Here is a 20,364-nt window from a genome sequence, read left to right on the forward strand (position 1 = left end):
ATACCACTATTTTTCGTCAGATTCTGGCTCTAAAATCTTTTTACTTTTAATCTCGTAACGCCTACCCGTCATACTAGACTCAACGTAGTCATCGTTTAATAGATTCACAAATTTATTAAGGTCTTTAACATCCATGATGATAATGGCGCCCGAATCATCAGTCATAAGCTCAACACCGAGTTCTTCGGCGTGATTCAAGAGATCTTCTTGCTTCACAGACTGCGGATCAATTTTTTGCAATTTGTTGATCAGCGTTTTACTAGCTTTAACCATGGTCTGAAGATCAAGCTCGTCTGCAAAGCTTAAAGTGAAGTTGGCGTTAATTTCATCGACTTTCTTTTCGGCAATCGCATTCTTTTTAGCATTATAATTAAATAAACGCTCAAGCTTGCTTTGATTAAAAACATAGACGTCCTGCTCGAGTAATAGAATCTGGTTATCAGCCGGAATCCGCAACGCGGCGCCCGGATCAAGTGCTTCAAAAGTTTGTGCACCGATAGTCCAACCGCCAATGCCTTTAACAACATTAGCCGCGGAGAGCGACTTAATTACGTAAAAAGATTTCTCCATTTCGGGATGACTGCAACGTGCGATCAAGCCGCGCATACGACGCAAGTCGTGATCGTCTTCGTTGAACATTTCCATTTCATGTTCTTGGCCACCAAGCCAGCGCATCGCCTCAACCATCTTTTCGATATTATCGAGCTGAGTTCTTTGTAAAACGTTATCTTCCTCTTCTGCCTCTTCGAAACCGCGCACGACTAAGCCTTCGCCTGCGCCAGTCATAACAAACTCTAAAATATTGTCTAAGAGTAGGGGAATCAACTGTTTGCCTACCTCAGGTTTATGCTGAGTCCGATACAAAACATTGTTTTTACTAAGCAAGAACAACTCAATTTTTAGGTTGTCTTTGTACATAAAAAGGTTGTTAGCCCAGTTAAATATATCTGTCTGCTCACGCTCCACGGGTGCAGCATTTTCAGTAGTTTCGGTTGTCGCGCTCGGCGTGATAGATGTTTGTTCCATTTATACCCTTCAAGTTAAAGCCGCCCGGATTCTGGCGGCGATTTGCATAAAACCATTTTACATAAAATTTATGGTTATGCGACAGGTTTTGTAAAAATCGAACGAAAAATAGTATATAGTTAAGATATCAAAATAACTCTCAGGAGGGGCAATGATTGTAAGGAACCTGCTAAAAAGAGTGGGCGTTATTGTGGTTGCAGTAACTATAGTGGCAAGCAATTTTGCCTTCGAGACTCCAGTCAGGGCGCTTGCAACTACTGATAGCGTAGACGAAATCCACTTTTCTTATGGCGAAAATGCAGGCGAAGTGATTTTTAACTGGCGCGGATCTGAAACCGCCTTTTTTTATGGTCTAGACTCCAACTACGGTCAACAAGCCACAGCCTATCAATCGGCAATTAGCCCATGGGACACAACCGGTCCATTCTACGAAGTTAAAATTAGCGGCCTAAATGACAACACCGAGTATCATTATAAAATCGGCGAAAGCGGCCTAGACCACGCCTTTAAAACACGGTCAACTGGTGATTTTAGCTGGGTGGATGTGGGCGACACAGTGAGCTCTCACTGCTTTAGCTATATGCCAGCCATGCACCAACTAATTACTAATCAGCAACCAAATGTCGTTACGCATGGTGGTGATATATCGGTTCTGGATGGTTGTGGCGTAGAAGCAGTTAACTCATACTACACCGATCAAGAAGTTTGGTCGCATTTTGCGGCTTTTCAACCCGCTTGGGGTAACCATGAGTACGCCGAGGCCAAGCCCGAGGCACCTGCAGGAACTCCACGCGATAGCCTCGCAAACTACAAAGGCCGAAGTTACATAACAAACGCACAAACAGTACCTAACGACACCGAAACAAAGACTAGCAACCCGGGTTGTGGTGGCGATCAAGGTAGTGTCGTGAACACCTGTCTAGGCGAAGACTGGGGCTGGTTTGACAGTGGCAAGGTAAGATTTATTTCGTACCCCGAGCCGTGGCCGGGCGCGATCGAAGATTGGAAAGTCAAAGCCGATATACTAATGCAGCAAGCTCAAAGCGATGCAAACGTCGACTTCATAATCACTTACGGGCACCGCCCTCCTTACACAAACTCAACCGAGGGCCCAAACCTAACAGTTTGTGCAGCCATTGATTACTTGGCCCAAAAATACAGTCCGCGCGCCGACAATCAAGGCGGGAAATATATCTTAAATGTTGGGCACCATGCGCACGGCTTAGAAGCTTACGGCAAAGTTAACGGCCTAATGCACGTGTTGAGTGCAGCTGGCGGTCAAGGCTTTACACCAACCGCTAACACAACGCCTCCATCCGAATTCCGTGTGCGCAGGTTAGGAATTTTAGCCGGCAATTATAACGCCCAAAATGGAACATTAGGAATTAGGTTTGTGTGCGGACCAGATTTTCTATGGATCAAGGATGTGTGCGAGTATGGCAGTACAATTTGGAGCATGCAATTCACGAAATCCACAGCCCCAGTACCAACCCCCACAGAATGGGTTAGCAATGTTGGCGTAGAAACCAACCTAACAGGCTGGACGGGTAAATACGGCAGTAGCAACTACGTAAATATTGACCGTTCCACTGAGCAAGCTCACAGCGGCAGCGCGTCCGTAAAAGTTTCGGCCAGCACTGGCGCAAACAATTTATCCAGTGGCTTTAACGACAGCCCTAAAATAATTGCCAGCACTACCGCAAACATCGGATACACTCAAAGCGTATGGATAAAACCCGGGTACGTTGGCCAAAAAATCACATTACGTCTACGTGAGTGGCGACCAAACTGGGCCATGGCAGGTGAGGTGAGCCAAACTATTACTGCAAGTAGTACTGATTGGCAGCGGGTTAGCCAGACATATACCACAAAAGAGTCCGGCAATAGCTTAGCTTACATTGTTTACGCCAACGCAATCTCTGCAGGGCAATACTTTTACGTCGACGATCTTTCCTTAACTTCGCCAAATTAACAAGTTACGAACGGTGGGTTATAATTAGCTTATGCTTATTGCTCAAGCTCAAGATTTGCGACTTTACTTGTTTGCAGCCATATTTGGTTCTATGGCGGTCGGCTCTGCTGCCGGTTTCTTGTTGGCGGATTACCGACCCGGATTTAGGTTTACAGTGAGTCTGGCTTTAGTAACCTCATTGCTAAGTGTGTTCGCAATCCCGTTTTTCGTACGCACCATAAAACTTTTTACAGATGAAGTTAAAAAAGCATACGTCATGTTGTGTGTTGGGCTCGGAATCTTTGCAGTCGCGCAAATTCAGATTCCAGTGGTTAATATTTTAAATGCAGTTTTCTGGCTAGAATCTGGTGGTGTTGCAACAATTTACGTTTTTAGCGCAGTCTTCGTGTTGCTGGCTATGCGAAAATTCGCAAAAATCCTTGGCGTAAAATCAGTTTGGTCATCTGTTACTTTAGGTGTTGCAGTGGCAATCTCAACTAGTCTTATGATCTCATTTTTGCCACATGTAAGCACCGGCGCTAGCGAATTGGTGTTTGACGTTTTCCAGTCCGTTACTGTTTGTAACGTGGTTTTTGTATTTTTTGCTGGCATGCTGGGCTTGCAGATTCTGCCAAAAATGTCGGTTGCTTACAAAAGCGCGGTAGAGTGGCTAACAGTTGCATTTTATATTTTAGCTTTTGGCGGACTTCACTTTTTAATTGTTAGGTTGTTTTTAACCGAAGCCGATTGGTATTTAGATTTCAGTCTTACCATTATTCCGTTCACAGCTGGAGCTTTTGCGTTTTTAATCGCCGGTTACAAAGCGAGTTTGCTAAATGTAATCAATCAGCCTCAACAAAGTAATCAAGTTTCAGAAATCGAAATGGTAACTTTTTTAGCCTCCTTCGCTTCGCAACCATCTAAGATCGAATCAGTTTTAGACGACATAAGCTCTGTGTCTGCTCAAGTCAAACCTGGAGAAAAATTGTCTGCAGCGCAGATCGCCGTGCTTAAAAATGCATACTTAAAACTGCAAAATTACTTAACCACAAGTGACCCCATACGTGTTTATTCAAAACAAGAATTGCAAGGCATAATTAAGGCTAAATTCGGCAATAAAGCATTTGATAATTTTAATTTAGGAGCAGAGTAACTACACAATGAAAACTTTAAGTACTGCGAAACCATTCTGGAAAATTCTTATAAAAATTGTTCTTGTAGTAATTGGCTTAGTTTTAGTTTTTGCAATCGGCGTGGCGATTTTTAAAAACGCAAAAATTGCTATTTTACAGGCTCAACTTGCACCGTTTTATAAAACCGATGGATTGCCGCTTCAAGGTGAATTAGGCGAGATCGTTAGGCAAGAACCAATGGATCTACAAATTTCGGGCGGGACGGCTACACGAGTCTTATATCGAACTCAGGATTCCAACGGCAACAATACCTTTAGCTCGGGTATGATTTTCGTTCCGAACAATCAAGGGCAGAATAGGCCGATTGTAGCCTGGGCTCACGGCACATTAGGAATGGGGGAGGCATGCGCTCCAACAAGATCGCAGGATCCGATGCAGAATATTTCCTGGGTCAACCAGATGCTTGAAAACGGCTGGATTGTAACGGCAACCGATTACGCAGGACTTGGCACAGATGGAATCGAGCAGTACCTAGTTGGCGCCGGTGAAGCTCACGATGTCTTAAATAGTGTGCGTGCAGCTCGTAATTTAAGTGGATCGAACGCGGGCAACACATTTGCCGTTTGGGGCCACTCGCAAGGTGGGCACTCGTCGTTGTTTACGGGCAGCATGGCAAAAAGTTACGCACCTGAACTTAATTTAGCGGGAACAGTTGCATCCGCACCAGCTGCCGAACTTTCGGTCATGTTAGATCAGCAAGACAATAACGTTTTAGATTGGGTCATCGGGCCAGAAATCCTAACATCTTGGCCAACTGCCAATGATCAGCTATCGGCAGATCAGCTTACCACAAAAGTGGGCGACAAAAACTATCAAAAAATAGCCGATCAATGTATTGATGATGCAACTCTGGACGGATTAATTAGGAATAGCCTGAAGCAACAGTTCTTTGCCACAAGTCCCACAGATGTCCCAGCCTGGAGTGAAATGGCTCAAGCCCAAACTGCACCAACGCTAGAGCCAAGCCAGCCCTTAATGGTGGCTGAGAGCACGACAGATTTAGTGATCGAGCCGGGAGCCACAGCACTATACATTCAACGCGCCTGCAACGCCGGTGGAAACCTAAATTCATTATGGGTTGCAAATGTTCAACATATGCAAATTCCCGAAGTAATTTATCCTAATGTAATCGCTTGGATCAACGACCGCTTCAACAACCGACCAAATAACAATACTTGTGATCAGCAACTACCGGTCCAACCTTTAAATAACTAGAGTTGCTTGCACAAAAATCAGCCTAAGTTCATAATAGTCAGGATGCAGTCGCAAAAAAGCTTCTATCAAGTTTTAATTAACGTAATAATCGCCAACATTCACCAACATGACGGTTTGGTTTGCAGTGACGTTTTTTGCCTATCTAGAAACTCAGTCGGTTTTTGCAACCGCAATTGTATCAGGAATTTACCTTGTAGTTACTGCGCTGTCAGGCTTTTGGCTTGGCAGCCTAGTTGACCACCACAAAAAGAAGCAAATTATGCTGGCATCGAGCTTGGTTTCGTTAGTTTTCTACATGATAGCAACAGTTGTGTTCGCGCTTGCACCAGAAGGAACTTTTAAGCACATCGAAAGTTTTTGGTTGTGGGCGCTGATAATCTCACTTTTGCTTGGCGTAATGGCAGGCAACTTGCGAACAATAGCCTTGCCAACTTTGGTAACAATTTTAATTCCTGCAGATCGACGCGATAAAGCCAACGGATTAGTCGGCGCATCGACAGGCATTTCTTTTTTGGTAGTTTCGGTAATAAGCGGTTTTATGATTGGGTTTTGGGGTTTATGGTCGGTCTTGGCACTTTCGATCACCCTGACGATCGCCGCTTTTATTCATTTGCTAAGCGTTAAAATCCCCGAAAAAGGCGTTGCGCACCTAATTGGAGATGGTGAGTTGCCAAGCAAAAAGGTCGACATAAAAGGCACATTTAGAGTAGTCGTTGCGATACCTGGCTTAATGGCACTTATCATTTTCAGCACTTTCAACAACTTTTTAGGCGGCGTATTCATGCCACTAATGGACGCTTACGGACTTTCTATGGTTTCTGTTCAGGTTTGGGGATTATTATGGGGAGCGATTAGCGTGGCCTTTATCGCTGGCGGAATTTTAGTTGCTAAAAAGGGCCTAGGTAAAAATCCGCTGCGAACTTTACTTTTGGCAAACATAGCAATTTGGGCTATCTCGAGCGTGTTTACAATTCAGCCGTCTATTATTTTGCTTTCGGCAGGAATGTTTGTGTACTTGCTGTTAGCTCCGGTCATTGAAGCGTCGGAACAAACGCTCTTGCAACGTGTAGTTCCACTCGAACGCCAGGGTCGTGTATTTGGTTTCGCCCAAAGCATCGAACAATCGGCGTCACCATTAACCGCATTTTTAATCGGTCCGATCGCACAGTTCATTTTTATTCCGTTCATGACTGTCGGTGCCGGCGTAGAGCTCATTGGTGGATGGTTTGGATCTGGTCCAGCACGCGGAATAGCCTTAGTGTTTTGCGTAACTGGACTGATTGGTTTAGTGATTTCGCTTTTGGCGATGACGTCAAAGTACTACCGACAGTTGTCTAGTGCGTACGAAAAAGCCGGGGAAACTAAATAATTTAAGCTGGACGCAGAGCAAGCGTTGCGGTTGCCCAACGTCGAGCTTGAGTGGATGTTGCGGTAAAGGGACCTTGCGATCCAGTTCCCGGAGTTATCCTATCGTAACAAGCAATAGCCGCGTTGTTAGCAGAACCTGAAGCTGTACAAACCGTAACTTCGTCACCAAAGCCTGTGGGTTCAGTCCAGTCAGCCGCGGTTAAAGTTGTACCAGCAGTAGTTGGAAGTCCGTGCACTGTTACTAACATTGCCCCCGTTGTGGCAACAGTAATCGCGGGCGCTGTCACAGAAGTGCTCGTCGAGTCTAACTGAGAAAACACCGTGGTTGCGTCGAGTGGAGTAGTTTGGTTAACGCCACTATATGCTCTAACCTGACCCGAGTAGTTTGCAGACGAAACCGAGGTAGATGTCACATTAGTGCCAGCGTCGCCGACCTGGGCGATACGTGTAAACACACCTATCGTAAACGCTGAAGTTCCAGCTCGCTGCTCACCAACTTTTGTCCAGCCAGTAATTGCATTAAATAAGGTTGCGGAGTTCGAGGTCTGCGAGACAACCAAAACCAAAAGATCGCCTGTTTGAACAGTTCCGGGAATCGGAACATCTAAGCTACTTACAGTGAGGGCGTTGTTACTTCCGCTTGTTCTAAAGGCAATCACTGCTGCGCTGCCAAAAATCGTCACCCACGAGCTGCCGTTCCAATATTTAATATCACTGGGCTCTACCCAAGCAGACCCACTCCAATACGCAGTTTTGTTCTTAGTAAGCGCAACCCAACTCGTGCCGTTCCATACCTGAGGTGTTGCCATGACTTAGGGTTGAATCCAGAGGTCGCCGGTAGTCGGATTTGATGGCTGAGACGCCCCATAGCTTACTTTGCGATCAACGTTTGGCGCCGAAATTACACCGCTAGCACTAACCGATGCTAAAACCGTGTTATCAGACTGCGTCCATTCAGTAAGATTAGCGCTTTGAGTATTGGATCGTTGCTGTACTCTAAACGGAACTGAGTTATCTGCGGCTGCACGCGACCTAAGTTCGCCCTTTTCGTTATGGTAACCCGTACGAATGCCGTTGTAATAAAAAGCCATAGAGTCAGGAGTTGAGCCCGATGCTGTGTAGTTAAGATCAATACGCGCAAATCCATTAGTTGTAGCATTGCTTGTAACTGTTCCTGCGTTTTCGCCCGCAAGCAACATCACGCTTGAAGTATCAGCCTTTAGATTCAATGCTGTTTGGGTAGCGGTGCTAATCGGCTTATTGGCATCACTTGTGTTGTCGACATTTCCTAGTCCAACGTCGCTCTTAGTTAGAGCTAAGTCGGTCTTAAGTTGAGCAGGCGTGCGACTAGCCCAAGCGCCAGCCTTTCGCTGAATGACATCGTCGTTAGTCGGAGTAAGCGCCGCTATATCAGTAAGGTCAGAGTCGAGCGGTTGTTTTCCGGCAAGATCAGTTGTTAAGCTGGCGACCTTACTTTGAGCAATATTCGCACTACCCGAGATATTAGTATCTGTAATCGTAGAGTTGGCAATTTTTGCGCCAGTTACAGCGCCCGCCGAGATGAGAGGAGCGGCTGCCGTCGTTCCTACTCCGCCCAAGTCGCCGGCTAGTCTAACCAGACCATTTGTACTGGTTGTGGCATCAGGAGCTCCGCTACTTGCAACGTTATCTACGTAGTCTTTGTTTGCGGCCTGAGTAGCGGTGGTTGGAGTTGGGACAATAGGGGACGAAGAAAAAGTTTTAACACCGGCGACAGTTTCGCTACCTGTATTATGAACAACTGCACTATCATCGGCCTTATTGGAGACTGCGGAAGGCCGCAAAGTTCCATCAGAATTGAGCGACACCAAAAGAAAGTCGTTTAAAACACTTCCCCACGTACCGTTATCTGAACCTGGAGTAGGTAGTCTACTCATTATTGAAACCAACTAAGCACATACCCCTATTCTACAGTACTAATGCTTATAAGTTAAAGCTTTTTTCAACTTTGGCGCATACAAAGTAATGCGTTAAACTAAACTTAGTATGTATTCTGATGCAGTAGCGCCAAACCCGACCAAACAGCAAGTTGAGAGAATTTTACAGCTGGCAAAACTAGGCTCAAGCCCAGAGGCGGTCGATCAAATGCTGGAGTCTTTACGCGAAGTTACGGCGCAGTGGGATGGTCAGTCACCGCTTGATCCAAGTAATCAACTTCGCCTGCAATCACTCGAAAACGAACTGCGCGATTACCTAATAACCAAGGATCCGCTGCGCAAACTCACACCCGAAACGATAGATAACTATTTAAAATCGCCTGAAAAAACCAGCACCGCAACGCTTACGCAAGTCATTGTAATTGTTCTTTTGTCATTTTTTAATGCGGTCAGCGCCTTGATTTTGCCAGTGCTCGGGCTAGTTCCCTGGCAAAACGGCTTTTTACTAATGGTACCACTATTTTTCGTAACTCTTCATATCGGCATCGCGTGGCTTTATTTTTCGGCGCTAAGCAATTTTAAGCAAGAATTTAAAAATGCTTTTGTACTTATTTGCATGGGCATTTTGCTTTTGAGCGTAGTTTTTTCGCATTACGTGATAATTGAGCTGCTCGGCCTGGGTAATCTCTTGCTATTTAGATATGGCGGCATCCTTGCGCTTGTTACCGCCAGCTTTGGATTAATCTACTTTGGCTTACGCAAATACGCCGGCCTGCTTAAAATTAATAACTTTTTTACATCACTTAAATGGCTGGGCTTGGTTTCGGTTGCAGTTATTGCAGCCGCCGTTCTCGCTCCACATCCAGGTCAACAAAGTTTTGAACCCTTCTTTGACTTTGCGCTCGCAAGTATGTGGCTTTTTACAATGTTTGTTGGTTTCAGCGCAGGAGTCGCTCGACAAATTAGCAAAAATGTTACGATTGCTTATGCAAAATCCATGAAATGGCTATATATTTACCTGATTCTGGGCTTCGTGGGCTCATTCGGCGGCACCATCGGCTTGCCTCTAGTGGGTGAGCTAAATGGCGGCTTTTTGTATGTTCTGATCGGAGTGATGGGTGTAATTCCGCAGCTATTCCTTCTTTACACCGGCTACTTGTTTAAAAAAGAAACCAGTTTAACGTAAGGAGCCCATGAACAGAGATATATTAGAGTTTAACAGAAATTTGCCAGCTGGTCGTCGAGAAATTTGCGACTTGCTTAGCACTGAAATCCAGAGCTTTTTTAAAGACTTGCCAGATGCTGAAAATAAATTATGGCACGGAGCGCCGGTTTGGTTCTTAAACGGTAACCCTATTGTCGGTTATGATTCCCTAAAGAACTGCGTAAGACTTTTGTTTTGGAGCGGTCAGTCCTTTAACGAACCCAGTTTACAGCCCGAGGGCAGTTTTAAGGCGGCAGAAGTGCGTTATGAAAACTTAGACAAGATAAAAGTGGACGAGCTGGCAGCCTGGCTTAAAAAGGCAAAAGATATTCAATGGGACTATAAGAACATAGTTAAGCGCAGGGGAGTACTTGAGCGCCTCAGTTAACAACATTTACATTAAGTAAAATTATGCTATAGTTAGTCGGTCATGGAGGAGCGCATGTTTTACGTGCGCCTGACAATCGAAATGGAGTGCAGATGCCTCTCATCGAGGACATCGGGAACTGGATCCAGGGAGCAGCGGCCACGTGCCTCGACTTCCTGGGCAAGATCCCGCGCGCTGTGTTCGGCGACGCCGTGGATTCGGAGTACGGCCGATGGGCTGCGACGCTCGTGTTCATCGCGATCGTCTCTTACGCCATCACCGGCATCCGATCGGTGTCGACGCTGTTCGTCGCCAAGTTCGACCTGGGGTTCAGCCAGGCGAAGATCGACGACTACAACGACAAGCGCGGCGAGAACGACGAGAAGTACGTGTTCGACTGGGGCAAGGCGCGACGACAGCAGTCGCGCAGCCTGTCGTTCCTGTGGCCGGTCGGTCTGATCGCGCTGGGCAGCATGTACTACTGGGTGCGCTACGACCTCACCAGCAAGGGCTACTTCCTGCTGGCGATGGCGTGGTTCGCCTTCTACCTGCTGGTCATCAAGCCGTGGTGGATCAACACCAAGCTCCGCAGCGACCGCAACCTGGTCGACTCGGGCGTGATCACCCGCGACAAGGCGCCGTACTACCACTTCAGCACCCGGCAGGGCATCCAGCACTACATGGGCTGGGGCCTTTACGGGCGCAAGAAGCAGCGCAGCCCGATCTTCATCGGCGGGCTCCGCTACGTGCGATGGATCCTGGCGCCGTTCGCCTGGGTCCGCAAGCGCATGATCACGCCGTTCCTGTGGATCTGCGTCCTGGCAGCGGCCTGGATGATCACCGCTCCGCTCATCGTGTTCTGGCTGGGAACCCGTTTCGACCGGCGCCGCTACTGGCTCCGGCCGCCGTGGGCCCCGGACTACGCGATCGAACCGACGATCCACGAGTTCGTCGCCACAAGCGACAGCTCGAGCAGCTGATCACACTCCTCCAACAACCCGTGGCGGCCGAGGCACCAAGCCCTCGGCCGCCACGCGGCTTCAAAGAAATTATCATTACACGCGTTTCTTTTTACGAAAGCCGATCTACTCGCTCTGCACTTTAATTTGAATAGCTCCGCCTAAGGTACGTTTGGTAGATTGGCGCAAATTGACACTCAGGAGTAGATTTTGCGCAAACCGAAGAATCAAAGGCAGAATATGATCTAAATATTGTAGATTTATCCGTTAACGTCTGGTCAATAACGTTTTCGGGTTTTGATGCAACAGGGTAGCCGACATAGAACTGGGCGGCGGTCTCACCGTATTCTGATTTATACTTTTCAAAAGCTGTAGTGGCTATTTTTCCCGACTCAAGATGGTCGCTGTGATCAGGTGGCGTGGCATTTTTATCGGTTGATTGCAACCGAACAATCGAAGGAGAGTAGAATTGCATTAACCGACCAAGTGCATTCGTTAAATCATCCAGCGAGTAAACAGATTGTTTATCCACAGATTTAACAGTTGAGATGACCCCGCGATCAAGCTTAGCTAGACTTTGTTGCTCAGAAGACTTGAAACCCTGTCCATTGACATTACCATCTGGCAAGCGCATAAAAATCAAAGAAACATTCGGGTTATCTTTGCTTGTCGCGGCTCTAATAAATTGTTGATCTCCCAGTTTTATAATATGCGTCGACCAAGATCTAGGACTCACGCCGAGCATAGTTGAATAAGCAGCTATTGCACCTTCTTCGCGCCGCAGCCAATAAAACTGGTCAGCGCCAGCATCCCCGGCGGTTAAATAAATAGTTCTTACGCAATGCCCAGATTTTATATCGTCGAACGTGGCCGGATTCATAAAAAGTAAATCATCATCTTGATGGGCTACCACTTGCAAAGTCGTTGATGCCGAGCAAAAAGCATCGTTAAAGTCACTCAATAAAATTGGCTTGATTGTAGCCGCGTCCTGTCCAACATGCGGGCCATTGGTAATTCCATTGTTATACAGCAACAGCAGCTCTTTAGGCTTATCGACCGTTCCATTAATTACCACACTTTTGCTCGGGCGACCATAAACTTCGGTAATCGTGTCGAGTCCACACGAAGGAGCGTCCGCGAGCGGGCTTTCTAACGACAGAATATACGCAAAAGAACTCTCTTTTAGATCTTTTTGCCAATTTTTGCTCGATAGTAAATCACGCGGCTGAGTACAGTCCATAAGCGGTAAGATCGCCTGATTTTCATTGCTTAAAAGCCTGATCGGAACAACACGCCAGTAATTGCCGACCAAAACGTCAACTTTATAAGATTTTAGTGCGCTGACAATTCTTTTATTATAAGTTGCTACTGGGTTTAACGCTTGTTGTTCACTGCGATAGGTTTTTACAGACGTAGGTAGAGCAATTATAATTCCGGCTAAGATTATAATTCCGGTTATAACTACAATTTTAGGGTTAAGCGTGCGCCGGCTCAAAACACTAGCAAGCGCCACAAAACCAGCAAAAAGAGCAATTCCTAAATATCTAAAGTCCACCGGGAAGTAGTGGTCACTTACAATATATGATCCGATCGCTGCAACAAGCGTCCAGACTAAAATCACAGGCAATGCGTACGTTTTTGGGTCAATTTTAACTTTAAAACTACGCCAAAATACAACCGCCATTGCCCATATAGCCGCTATGAAAATTAAAAAGTTAACAATGTAACTTGCGATGTAGATCGACCCTGCGCTGCGCCAAACTTGCCCCATTATGTCAGCTAAAATTCGTGGATCACTAGCAGGCAACACGCCAAAGTTAACAGATAAAGCCACAAAGACATAAATTACACCGCGCGCTAATTCCTTAAAGTCAGTTATAAACCCATACGGGCTTATGCCGGTATGTGATATATCTGTAAACAACTGGAGAACCCATAAAATTATAGTGGCAACAACTATGGCCGCGACAGTTGCAAGCAGCCAGCGAATAGCGATTCGCATCATCGGCCTAGCGTGCATTACCCAGTAGCAAACCGTAGCCAAAAGCGCACCACCCAGACTTATACTTACAAAAAGACGATCACTTGCAAATAAAATTGATAGCAACACAACACCAAACCAAAAACTCGATTTTTTATAAGTTCCGCGCAAAATCAAAACAATTGACAAAATATATAGTACATACTCAAGATTTCGGGTAGTGATCATAGCCATATTAACTGGCAAAAGTGCGCCATCGTAAGGTTGAGCAGGAACTAAAATTAGGGTAGATGCCAAGGCCAGACAAAGCGTGCCAAAAACGAGCATGCGATTTTCGATCCTATATATAAGGTACGCCAACGCAATTACAGTTAAAAGCACACTCATTAGAGTAACCAGCAGGAACGCAAGGTTTGTAAAACCTAAAATTTTAGCAAATAAAAACAATGGCCACTTAAATAAAAACGAATGTTGGTAAGGCACAAACGCCTCTTTAAAAGTATCTGGACTTTCAAACAGGTATGAATTAACTAGTTGATCAGCATTTTGACTATTAAGTTGCGCACCTAAACTTGCCCACAAAATTGTCGTACAAATAAGCACAGCTAAGCCACCGCCAGCATAAAGTGCTGGTAAAACAAAGTTCTTTAAAAAATTATACTTCTTGTTCATCGCTCTGGGTCTGCTTGAAAAGCTTGCGATAAATTAAAAAATTCCAACAGGTTATCACTACAATACACAAAGTCCGGCTAACATATACCGGCAATCTGTCCCCGACAAAACCTACCACACTTAAAGTAAAAGCATAGTTCCAGGCCACCAAGGCTCCGTAGCCAACAACTTGTCTAGCAAGCCCTTTAACGGTTTTGTCGTAATTATTAAAAGTCACGATCTTTTGCAGAGTGAAGGCAACTATAAAGCCAACCCAAAAGCTGATAGCCACCGCAATTACTGACGACAAGTCAAAAACAGTGGTTAAAAGCATTAGGCTAGCGATTTCGGTTATATAAGCAGTGCCGCCAATTACTACGTAGCGCATAAAACTTTTAGCCCACAGACGCTGCAATGTCACTACACCAATCATTTTTTATCCATAAAAGCTAAAGCTTCCTTTTTGGCTAGTATATCAATAATTAATTAGGCAAAACAATGGATGTCATTAATTGAGTATGTGTGGAATAATTGTTTTGTGCCCGTTAAGATTATTGTTGGACATCCATATTCTGACAGCCGACATCGATCACCTGATATACTACTTAATAGACCAAGCTATAACCACACGAAAATTACAAAATCATGAGTAGTCTGAATTTTAAAACTTTAAAACCGACGACTTCGTTAAGTAATTTTATAGACTGCATAAGAATTGCCGAGTTTACTGGCGATAATCCTAGCCCACAAATAAATATTTGTCCTAACGGGCTACCTGGGATCGTATTTCATGCAAATTCGATCGAATCACTGCAGACCAGTCAAGGCGTACTAACTGACTTGCCAGAACTTTTTTTATACGGTCAAGTAACCGAGCTTAGCAAAATGACCTTTAAAACAAGTCACTTTACGACTTTTCAGGTTTTACTAAAACCATTTAGTCTAAAATCACTATTTAAAATCAATGCCGCAAAGCTCACAAACAATTTTTTAGACTTAAAAAAGTTTAATAATTCACCGATTGTGCAATTGCAAAGTGCAAAAAATAATGATCAAGTTATAAAAATTTTGACTGATTTTTTGCAAAACCTCAGTCAAAGCGTTCAACAGGACAGCGAAATTTCGCAAATCACCGATTTTATCGATAGCAACTTAAGCCAAGTTTCAGTAGCGGATCTAACAGATACGTTTAATATTTCTGAGCGTCAACTACAAAAAAAGTTCCAACAGTTTATTGGATTGCCACCTGTTCAATACATTAGGATTCGCAGGTTCAATAGAGCCATGCAAATGATGGACTCAGGAGAATATGAACTGTTGTCGGATATTGCCTTCGCTTTGGACTTTCATGATCAATCCCATTTTATTCGAGACATAAAAACCTTTTCGGGGAAAACGCCCAAAAGCATTACGCAAAAAACCACCGAGTTTTATCACGACCAAGTCGGCGCTACATTTTTATAGGCGGGTTTTTACAATTATTTTTTACTTTGCAATGATATTATTTGTCTGTCAAATTAAGCAGGACACTTATGATATTAGGGAAACTTAAAAAAATCAGCCTTAAAAAATGGCTATTGTTTAGCGGAATAGGTCTAGTCACTTTGTTTGTTCTTTTTATGTTTGCAGGAATCTGGGGTGCGTCTGGCCAGATTTTGTCACCACAATTTTTAGGACTCAAAAAAGATCTAGCATTTTGTCCAACTGACGCTCAAGTAATTTGGGGTGAGAACTGCGGCAATCTGCGCCAAACAAAACAGTTTGCTTTTAGCGAAGTCAACATTGTGACCGGTGATTATAGCTTGCCTGGCTGGCTGATAAAAACCAACGACAACAGTAAAGGGCAGGCGAAAGGCGCAATCTTATTAGTTCACAGCGGCGGCAGCGATCGACGCGAAGACACGAAACATATTGGATTCTTTTTAAACCAAGGTTTGGATGTTTTAACATTTGACATGAGCTGCCACGGCGAAGCACCCTGCCCAGGCCAAGGTTTAACCTACGGATACCGCGAATCGCAAGATATTGCAGCCGCATATAATCTTTTGGCCGAAAATCACGAAAAGGTCTACGTAATGGGATCGTCGATGGGCGCAACGTCCGTTTTGGCTGCATTGCCGCAACTTGACAACGTGAGCGGCGTAATCGCTGAAAATCCAATGTTTAGTTTTGAGCGCTTAATTAGCGAGGCTCCAGAGGCGAAGTCAATGCCAAAGTGGTTTAGCCAGATGTTAATAAATTTGGTCAAGCTACGTGGAGGATTTGACGACAGCCGAACTCCAATCACGGGCTTATCGTCGCGATCAGATGTACCAATTTTGTTTATGCACAGCAAGCAGGATAAAATCGTAAACTACACCCAAACCCAAGAGCTTGCCAACACTTACCAAGGACCAAAAACTATTTGGATCACCGAAACTGGTAACCATTCCGAACTTTGGAATGCTGATCAAAAAGCCTTTGAAAACACTTTAGAAAATTTTATAAAACTGTAGAATAAGCTTAAGGAGATTAATATGCGTAAAATTGTAATGTTCAACCGGGTAACCTTAGATGGATTTTTTGCCGGGACCCACGACGAAATTGACTGGTTTGTTCAAGACCCAGAGGTAGACAAAACTCTGCACGACAAAATGAACCCCGACACAGTACTTTTTGGCGGTCGAACTTTTGAGATGTTTGAAGATTTTTGGCCGCATGTTGCAATGGACCCAAATGCTCACCCTGGCCAAAAAATGATGGCCGACGAACTAACGAACATGACTAAAATTGTGTTTTCTAAAAGCTTAAAAAATACCGATTGGGCAAACACCGAGATTCATCACGACAATTTGATCGAAGAAATTAAAAAGCTTAAAAAAGGTGACGGTGCAGATATTGTGATCTTTGGAAGTGGAACAATCGTACAGCAACTTGCCGAGCAGGGCTTGATTGACGAATACTTTTTTGTAGTAACCCTAGTAGTTTTAGGTGCTGGCAAACTTTTGTTCGACGGAGTAAAGAGGTCAGGTATGAAACTATTAGACACTAAAAGCTTTAATTCGGGCAACGTTTTGTTGCATTATAAAAAGGCCTAGGATGCGTAATGTTATAAAAACTCAGGTCGCAGTACCGCAAGCTCAATTGGCAAAATTATTGGCAGATCCGCAGAATAACCCAAAATGGATGGTTGATTTAGCAAGCTTTAAGCCAGGTAGTGGAAAACCTGGCGAGATTGGATCCACGTACAAATTGGCTTTCAAAAGCGGTGATAGGATTATGGAATTTGACGCTAAAGTCACAAAACGAGACCTACCAAACGAGCTGAAGGTTGAAATGAAAAATCCGACAGTTGATCTTGATGCAGTTGCGCGTTTTACTAAAATCTCGGATTCAATCACCGAATATACATCGGACCAAACATTTACCTTCAAAGGCCTTATGGGTAAAATTTTCGGAATGCTCGGTAGCTCATCTATAAAAGAGCAACAAAAACGCGACATGTTGGGTTTTAAAGAATTTGCCGAAAAAACCTACAAGAGGAGTCAATAGCCCAAGGTTCGTGTGTTTATACGTAAATCAGCTTGATAAGAGTGGAAAATAAAATAACAAATACCGCAACCTCTACAATAACGCCCCATGGCCGCTCGCACCACTGAATTGCGCGATGAAACTTAACATGGAAAACACGTAAAATTCCATGAGCTTGCCTATCTTGTTTTTCGTAAGCGAGCCAGTTATAAATACCGACTGCATCTGGCGATGCAGCGATTAGCCCCGTTAGCAATGCGAACCACTCGGCGTTGGCGACAATTAGACCTACCACGATTAAGGTTGTAAGCAGTGTAAGTGTGGCCACCACGAACGACATTTTATGTTTTAGCGCCTCGCCGTAACCCTTTTGGCCTGCGTAGCCAAAGTGGGGAAGAGCATCCATAAAAAAGTGCGAGGCGAAAGCCAGCACGACTGCGACAAAAGGGTTGGTGATGGTCAAGCCTATAATAGCACCAGCTAAAACGTGATTAGTAATTGTCATAGATTAATAATACTAGATCAGCGTTAAAAGTAGCACCGCAAGCGAAACTGGCATTCCAAAATCCCAAACTAAAATAAAGGTATTATTTGGAGCGAAGTTCTTTTTAGCAAAAATTTCACGCAAATGATTTAGACCAGCTAAAAACAAAAAGGTGATTATTGGGATGGAAACTGCGATCCACGCCTGCAAACCGTGATACGTAGCGTAAAAACAGGCCAAACCTAAACCCAGCGACACGAAAGAGATTTCGTATTGAAAGCCGTTAGTTTTCCAGCCAATTGAGCTAGCTGTACGTTTTGCAAAAAACGAGTGCATTACAAACGAACTTGCAAAAACAAAACCAGCAAAATATAACATCCAGCGTATGTAGCCTTCGGCAATAGTTTCGTTTGCAATTGCTCCAGGAGCATCTGATCCGCTAAGCGCCATAATCCATGCCAGCACAAAAACGCCCGGCAGAATCAAACCAAAAATTTTATCACTCATATTACCCCCTGTTTAAGCCTATTTTAACATAGTTAATAGAGCTTTCGCGTGACTATAAAACTACACTTTACAATGATAGAATATGAATATTGAACATATGTTCAAAAACACAAGAAAGGTAATATGAAAAATACATCAACTAAATTTAATTTTGGTCGTGGCGCTTGGACATTCTTGGCTGCCTATATCGCAATAACAATTCTAGCCTTTGGACTGTACTTGATCTTAGCGGCTATTATGGGCGTGCCTACATCCGATCCATTTGATATTCGCAATGACCCGGCCTACACATTGGCTGAAAAACTATATCCAATTCTTAACATTTTCGTTTGGGTTGGTTTTGCCTGGATTTACTTTAAAAAAATTGTGAATCCAACAATCAAGCAAGCTTGGCAATTGGGGCTATTTTGGTTGGCAATTTCAGTACCACTAGACTTAATCTACTTCGTGCTGATTCCAAACCCGCTCCAAGTTAGCGCGTACGGCTTTTACGTGGAACAATTCCCTTGGATTTACTTGACCTACATTGTGGTTGCAGGCTCACCTGCGCTTTACGTTTGGCTCAAGCAAATCTGCTCTAAAAAATAGTGATGAAGTCCGAACTAACTAAACAAAGAATAATTGAACACAGCCTAGAACTGTTTGTTAAAAACGGATATGGAAGTACTACTATTCGCAGCTTGGCCAAAGAACTAAACATAAGTACTGGACTTTTGTTTCATTACTTTCCAAGCAAACAAGCACTGCTTGAAACACATTTAAAAATTGCTATGGGCGGGCTCAGATCTGCACTAGAAATTCTGGAGCAAGAAAGTTCGCCAATTCAAGCTTTTGATTCTATTGCAAAATTAACACTCGAAGCTCTCGAAAAATCAATCCCACGAAATCTGTACGTCTTAATGAATCAGCCGATACGCAAAGAGTTTCTACCAAAGGACTTCATAAAAATCAGACAGCAGCTTCTAACAAAAAGTGCTGATATGATTAAACTTGGCCAGGCAGATGGGCAGATCAAACAAGGCGATCCGTTAGAACTCGCTTTGATTTTTTGGGGAACAATTCAGGGTGCGGCTCAAATCTTGGCGTCGCAGCCTGAACTACCAGTTCCTAGTCGTGACTTGATAGTAAATATCTTAAAAGACTAGCAATATTATTCTGTAACAAAACCGCCGCTCATGTTAATTGTTGTAGCGGTAATTGCTCGTGCGTTGTCAGACGCCAAAAAGGACACAGTTTCTGCAACTTCAGACAAAGTAGGCAAGTGGTTAACCAATGTACCTTGAGCCATTGAGTTCGCAAAAGCTTCGGGTGTCATTCCAGCCGAGTCAGCCATACCCTTAAACACTTCCTTAGTGTAAGAACCTGCCGCGATTGCATCGCTCATTGCGTGCGGACGAACACAAACCACGCGAATATTTTTTGGACCAAGTTCGGCCGCAAGAACACGCGTAAACACTTCTTTGCCAGAGCTGGCAACTGCGTGACCTAAAATGCCCGCAAGCGCTAACTTGGAACCTGGTTCAGACATATTAATTATTACACCTTGCCGTTCGCCGCCCATGTGCGGAGCAGCAGCTTTACTGGTGTTAAATTGAGCTTTCAAAAAGCCGTCAACCGGACGAATAAACTCTTCCCAGCTTAGGTCTGCAAGTTGGGTGCCTTGATCATGCATAAGCCCAACTGCATTAAACATTATATCTATATGACCCGCTTTTTGAGCGATGCTTTTTGCGTGAACCGCAACCGCCTTTTCGTCTAAAACATCAACCACCGCAGTCTCGACTTTACCGCCCGCGGCAGTAATTTCACCTGCGACTTTATCTAGCTTCTCTTGACTATGATCTGCTAAAAAAACTTGCGCACCTTCCCGTGCAAAAACTCGCGCAGCAGTGCTGCCAAGCGCGCCTGCGCCACCATATATAACTACAATTTTATCTTTGTGCATCTTATCCCTCTTTACTACTTACAATTGCAGCATATATTACGCAAAAACAAAATGCAACTTTTTGGTTGCATATTTTTTATAAATGTA

At 44.3% G+C, this 20,364-nt stretch carries 21 protein-coding genes; 13 read left to right on the plus strand and 8 right to left on the minus strand.

Features of this window, described 5'->3' with window-relative positions:
* Positions 1 to 6: 6 nt before the first annotated feature.
* Positions 7 to 1,026: a Kiwa anti-phage protein KwaB-like domain-containing protein gene (locus VLA77_03835; GenBank protein ID HSE29685.1), complete on the minus strand. Its 1,020-nt coding sequence runs from the start codon at positions 1,024 to 1,026 to the stop codon at positions 7 to 9.
* Positions 1,027 to 1,177: 151 nt separating this feature from the next.
* Between VLA77_03835 and VLA77_03840 the strand changes: the two genes are divergently transcribed.
* The 4 genes from VLA77_03840 to VLA77_03855 all read left to right on the plus strand — a co-directional run bounded on the left by VLA77_03840 (position 1,178) and on the right by VLA77_03855 (position 6,754).
* Entirely contained in the window at positions 1,178 to 2,998 is a 1,821-nt protein-coding gene (locus VLA77_03840; GenBank protein ID HSE29686.1) for a fibronectin type III domain-containing protein, read from the plus strand.
* 31 nt (positions 2,999 to 3,029) lie between these two features.
* Positions 3,030 to 4,130 (plus strand): hypothetical protein, encoded by a 1,101-nt coding sequence (locus VLA77_03845; protein HSE29687.1) that lies wholly within the window; start codon positions 3,030 to 3,032, stop codon positions 4,128 to 4,130.
* Between the two features lie 7 nt (positions 4,131 to 4,137).
* On the plus strand, positions 4,138 to 5,385 hold the full coding sequence (locus VLA77_03850) for a lipase family protein (protein ID HSE29688.1): 1,248 nt from the start codon (positions 4,138 to 4,140) through the stop codon (positions 5,383 to 5,385).
* A gap of 106 nt (positions 5,386 to 5,491) precedes the next feature.
* Complete coding sequence (locus tag VLA77_03855) at positions 5,492 to 6,754, plus strand: MFS transporter (GenBank protein HSE29689.1); 1,263 nt, start codon at positions 5,492 to 5,494, stop codon at positions 6,752 to 6,754.
* 1 nt (position 6,755) lies between these two features.
* Here the strand turns inward: VLA77_03855 and VLA77_03860 are convergent, their stop codons facing one another.
* Both VLA77_03860 and VLA77_03865 read right to left on the minus strand, forming a co-directional pair.
* Positions 6,756 to 7,562 carry a hypothetical protein gene (locus VLA77_03860; GenBank protein ID HSE29690.1) on the minus strand — a complete coding sequence of 269 codons (807 nt, stop codon included), beginning with the start codon at positions 7,560 to 7,562 and terminating at the stop codon, positions 6,756 to 6,758.
* Positions 7,563 to 7,565: 3 nt separating this feature from the next.
* A complete protein-coding gene (locus VLA77_03865) occupies positions 7,566 to 8,669 on the minus strand; it encodes a hypothetical protein (protein HSE29691.1) in 1,104 nt (367 codons plus the stop codon).
* 109 nt (positions 8,670 to 8,778) lie between these two features.
* Between VLA77_03865 and VLA77_03870 the strand changes: the two genes are divergently transcribed.
* The 3 genes from VLA77_03870 (at position 8,779) to VLA77_03880 (ending at position 11,220) form a co-directional block, all read left to right on the plus strand.
* Positions 8,779 to 9,855 carry a hypothetical protein gene (locus tag VLA77_03870; protein ID HSE29692.1) on the plus strand — a complete coding sequence of 359 codons (1,077 nt, stop codon included), beginning with the start codon at positions 8,779 to 8,781 and terminating at the stop codon, positions 9,853 to 9,855.
* Between the two features lie 7 nt (positions 9,856 to 9,862).
* Entirely contained in the window at positions 9,863 to 10,261 is a 399-nt protein-coding gene (locus tag VLA77_03875) for a DUF1801 domain-containing protein (GenBank protein ID HSE29693.1), read from the plus strand.
* Positions 10,262 to 10,353: 92 nt separating this feature from the next.
* Positions 10,354 to 11,220, plus strand: a complete 867-nt coding sequence (locus VLA77_03880) for a hypothetical protein (GenBank protein ID HSE29694.1) — start codon at positions 10,354 to 10,356, stop codon at positions 11,218 to 11,220.
* 121 nt (positions 11,221 to 11,341) lie between these two features.
* Here the strand turns inward: VLA77_03880 and VLA77_03885 are convergent, their stop codons facing one another.
* Together VLA77_03885 and VLA77_03890 are read right to left on the minus strand one after the other, a co-directional pair.
* Positions 11,342 to 13,852: a PIG-L family deacetylase gene (locus tag VLA77_03885; protein HSE29695.1), complete on the minus strand. Its 2,511-nt coding sequence runs from the start codon at positions 13,850 to 13,852 to the stop codon at positions 11,342 to 11,344.
* On the minus strand, positions 13,836 to 14,264 hold the full coding sequence (locus VLA77_03890) for a GtrA family protein (GenBank protein HSE29696.1): 429 nt from the start codon (positions 14,262 to 14,264) through the stop codon (positions 13,836 to 13,838). Before VLA77_03890 ends, VLA77_03885 begins: the two co-directional genes overlap by 17 nt.
* Positions 14,265 to 14,476: 212 nt before the next feature.
* On the opposite strand from VLA77_03890, the gene VLA77_03895 reads away from it, so the two are divergent.
* The 4 genes from VLA77_03895 to VLA77_03910 all read left to right on the plus strand — a co-directional run bounded on the left by VLA77_03895 (position 14,477) and on the right by VLA77_03910 (position 17,362).
* A complete protein-coding gene (locus tag VLA77_03895; GenBank protein ID HSE29697.1) occupies positions 14,477 to 15,295 on the plus strand; it encodes an AraC family transcriptional regulator in 819 nt (272 codons plus the stop codon).
* A gap of 68 nt (positions 15,296 to 15,363) precedes the next feature.
* Positions 15,364 to 16,326 (plus strand): alpha/beta fold hydrolase, encoded by a 963-nt coding sequence (locus VLA77_03900; protein HSE29698.1) that lies wholly within the window; start codon positions 15,364 to 15,366, stop codon positions 16,324 to 16,326.
* A gap of 21 nt (positions 16,327 to 16,347) precedes the next feature.
* A complete protein-coding gene (locus tag VLA77_03905) occupies positions 16,348 to 16,908 on the plus strand; it encodes a dihydrofolate reductase family protein (protein ID HSE29699.1) in 561 nt (186 codons plus the stop codon).
* A gap of 1 nt (position 16,909) precedes the next feature.
* The gene (locus VLA77_03910) at positions 16,910 to 17,362 is read left to right on the plus strand and encodes an SRPBCC family protein (GenBank protein HSE29700.1); all 453 of its coding nucleotides are present in this window, start codon (positions 16,910 to 16,912) and stop codon (positions 17,360 to 17,362) included.
* A gap of 16 nt (positions 17,363 to 17,378) precedes the next feature.
* Here VLA77_03910 and VLA77_03915 read toward each other — a convergent pair whose 3' ends face one another.
* Together VLA77_03915 and VLA77_03920 are read right to left on the minus strand one after the other, a co-directional pair.
* On the minus strand, positions 17,379 to 17,846 hold the full coding sequence (locus VLA77_03915; GenBank protein HSE29701.1) for a hypothetical protein: 468 nt from the start codon (positions 17,844 to 17,846) through the stop codon (positions 17,379 to 17,381).
* A 12-nt stretch (positions 17,847 to 17,858) separates the two neighbouring features.
* On the minus strand, positions 17,859 to 18,332 hold the full coding sequence (locus tag VLA77_03920; GenBank protein ID HSE29702.1) for a DUF6790 family protein: 474 nt from the start codon (positions 18,330 to 18,332) through the stop codon (positions 17,859 to 17,861).
* A gap of 123 nt (positions 18,333 to 18,455) precedes the next feature.
* Between VLA77_03920 and VLA77_03925 the strand changes: the two genes are divergently transcribed.
* Both VLA77_03925 and VLA77_03930 read left to right on the plus strand, forming a co-directional pair.
* Positions 18,456 to 18,920 carry a hypothetical protein gene (locus VLA77_03925; protein ID HSE29703.1) on the plus strand — a complete coding sequence of 155 codons (465 nt, stop codon included), beginning with the start codon at positions 18,456 to 18,458 and terminating at the stop codon, positions 18,918 to 18,920.
* Between the two features lie 2 nt (positions 18,921 to 18,922).
* Complete coding sequence (locus VLA77_03930; protein ID HSE29704.1) at positions 18,923 to 19,477, plus strand: TetR/AcrR family transcriptional regulator; 555 nt, start codon at positions 18,923 to 18,925, stop codon at positions 19,475 to 19,477.
* A 5-nt stretch (positions 19,478 to 19,482) separates the two neighbouring features.
* Here the strand turns inward: VLA77_03930 and VLA77_03935 are convergent, their stop codons facing one another.
* Positions 19,483 to 20,277: an SDR family oxidoreductase gene (locus tag VLA77_03935; protein ID HSE29705.1), complete on the minus strand. Its 795-nt coding sequence runs from the start codon at positions 20,275 to 20,277 to the stop codon at positions 19,483 to 19,485.
* Positions 20,278 to 20,364: the final 87 nt, after the last annotated feature.

The sequence above is a fragment of the Candidatus Saccharimonadales bacterium genome (assembly GCA_035457485.1).
Taxonomy (GTDB): domain Bacteria; phylum Patescibacteriota; class Saccharimonadia; order Saccharimonadales; family EFPC-124; genus DATIBO01.

Bases quoted from the DNA above. Each gene is read 5' to 3' on its own strand.
- VLA77_03835 (HSE29685.1), bottom strand. From the start codon at position 1,026: ATGGAACAAACATCTATCACGCCGAGCGCGACAACCGAAACTACTGAA.
- VLA77_03840 (HSE29686.1), top strand. From the start codon at position 1,178: ATGATTGTAAGGAACCTGCTAAAAAGAGTGGGCGTTATTGTGGTTGCA.
- VLA77_03845 (HSE29687.1), top strand. From the start codon at position 3,030: ATGCTTATTGCTCAAGCTCAAGATTTGCGACTTTACTTGTTTGCAGCC.
- VLA77_03850 (HSE29688.1), top strand. From the start codon at position 4,138: ATGAAAACTTTAAGTACTGCGAAACCATTCTGGAAAATTCTTATAAAA.
- VLA77_03855 (HSE29689.1), top strand. From the start codon at position 5,492: ATGACGGTTTGGTTTGCAGTGACGTTTTTTGCCTATCTAGAAACTCAG.
- VLA77_03860 (HSE29690.1), bottom strand. From the start codon at position 7,562: ATGGCAACACCTCAGGTATGGAACGGCACGAGTTGGGTTGCGCTTACT.
- VLA77_03865 (HSE29691.1), bottom strand. From the start codon at position 8,669: ATGAGTAGACTACCTACTCCAGGTTCAGATAACGGTACGTGGGGAAGT.
- VLA77_03870 (HSE29692.1), top strand. From the start codon at position 8,779: ATGTATTCTGATGCAGTAGCGCCAAACCCGACCAAACAGCAAGTTGAG.
- VLA77_03875 (HSE29693.1), top strand. From the start codon at position 9,863: ATGAACAGAGATATATTAGAGTTTAACAGAAATTTGCCAGCTGGTCGT.
- VLA77_03880 (HSE29694.1), top strand. From the start codon at position 10,354: ATGCCTCTCATCGAGGACATCGGGAACTGGATCCAGGGAGCAGCGGCC.
- VLA77_03885 (HSE29695.1), bottom strand. From the start codon at position 13,852: ATGAACAAGAAGTATAATTTTTTAAAGAACTTTGTTTTACCAGCACTT.
- VLA77_03890 (HSE29696.1), bottom strand. From the start codon at position 14,264: ATGATTGGTGTAGTGACATTGCAGCGTCTGTGGGCTAAAAGTTTTATG.
- VLA77_03895 (HSE29697.1), top strand. From the start codon at position 14,477: ATGAGTAGTCTGAATTTTAAAACTTTAAAACCGACGACTTCGTTAAGT.
- VLA77_03900 (HSE29698.1), top strand. From the start codon at position 15,364: ATGATATTAGGGAAACTTAAAAAAATCAGCCTTAAAAAATGGCTATTG.
- VLA77_03905 (HSE29699.1), top strand. From the start codon at position 16,348: ATGCGTAAAATTGTAATGTTCAACCGGGTAACCTTAGATGGATTTTTT.
- VLA77_03910 (HSE29700.1), top strand. From the start codon at position 16,910: ATGCGTAATGTTATAAAAACTCAGGTCGCAGTACCGCAAGCTCAATTG.
- VLA77_03915 (HSE29701.1), bottom strand. From the start codon at position 17,846: ATGACAATTACTAATCACGTTTTAGCTGGTGCTATTATAGGCTTGACC.
- VLA77_03920 (HSE29702.1), bottom strand. From the start codon at position 18,332: ATGAGTGATAAAATTTTTGGTTTGATTCTGCCGGGCGTTTTTGTGCTG.
- VLA77_03925 (HSE29703.1), top strand. From the start codon at position 18,456: ATGAAAAATACATCAACTAAATTTAATTTTGGTCGTGGCGCTTGGACA.
- VLA77_03930 (HSE29704.1), top strand. From the start codon at position 18,923: ATGAAGTCCGAACTAACTAAACAAAGAATAATTGAACACAGCCTAGAA.
- VLA77_03935 (HSE29705.1), bottom strand. From the start codon at position 20,277: ATGCACAAAGATAAAATTGTAGTTATATATGGTGGCGCAGGCGCGCTT.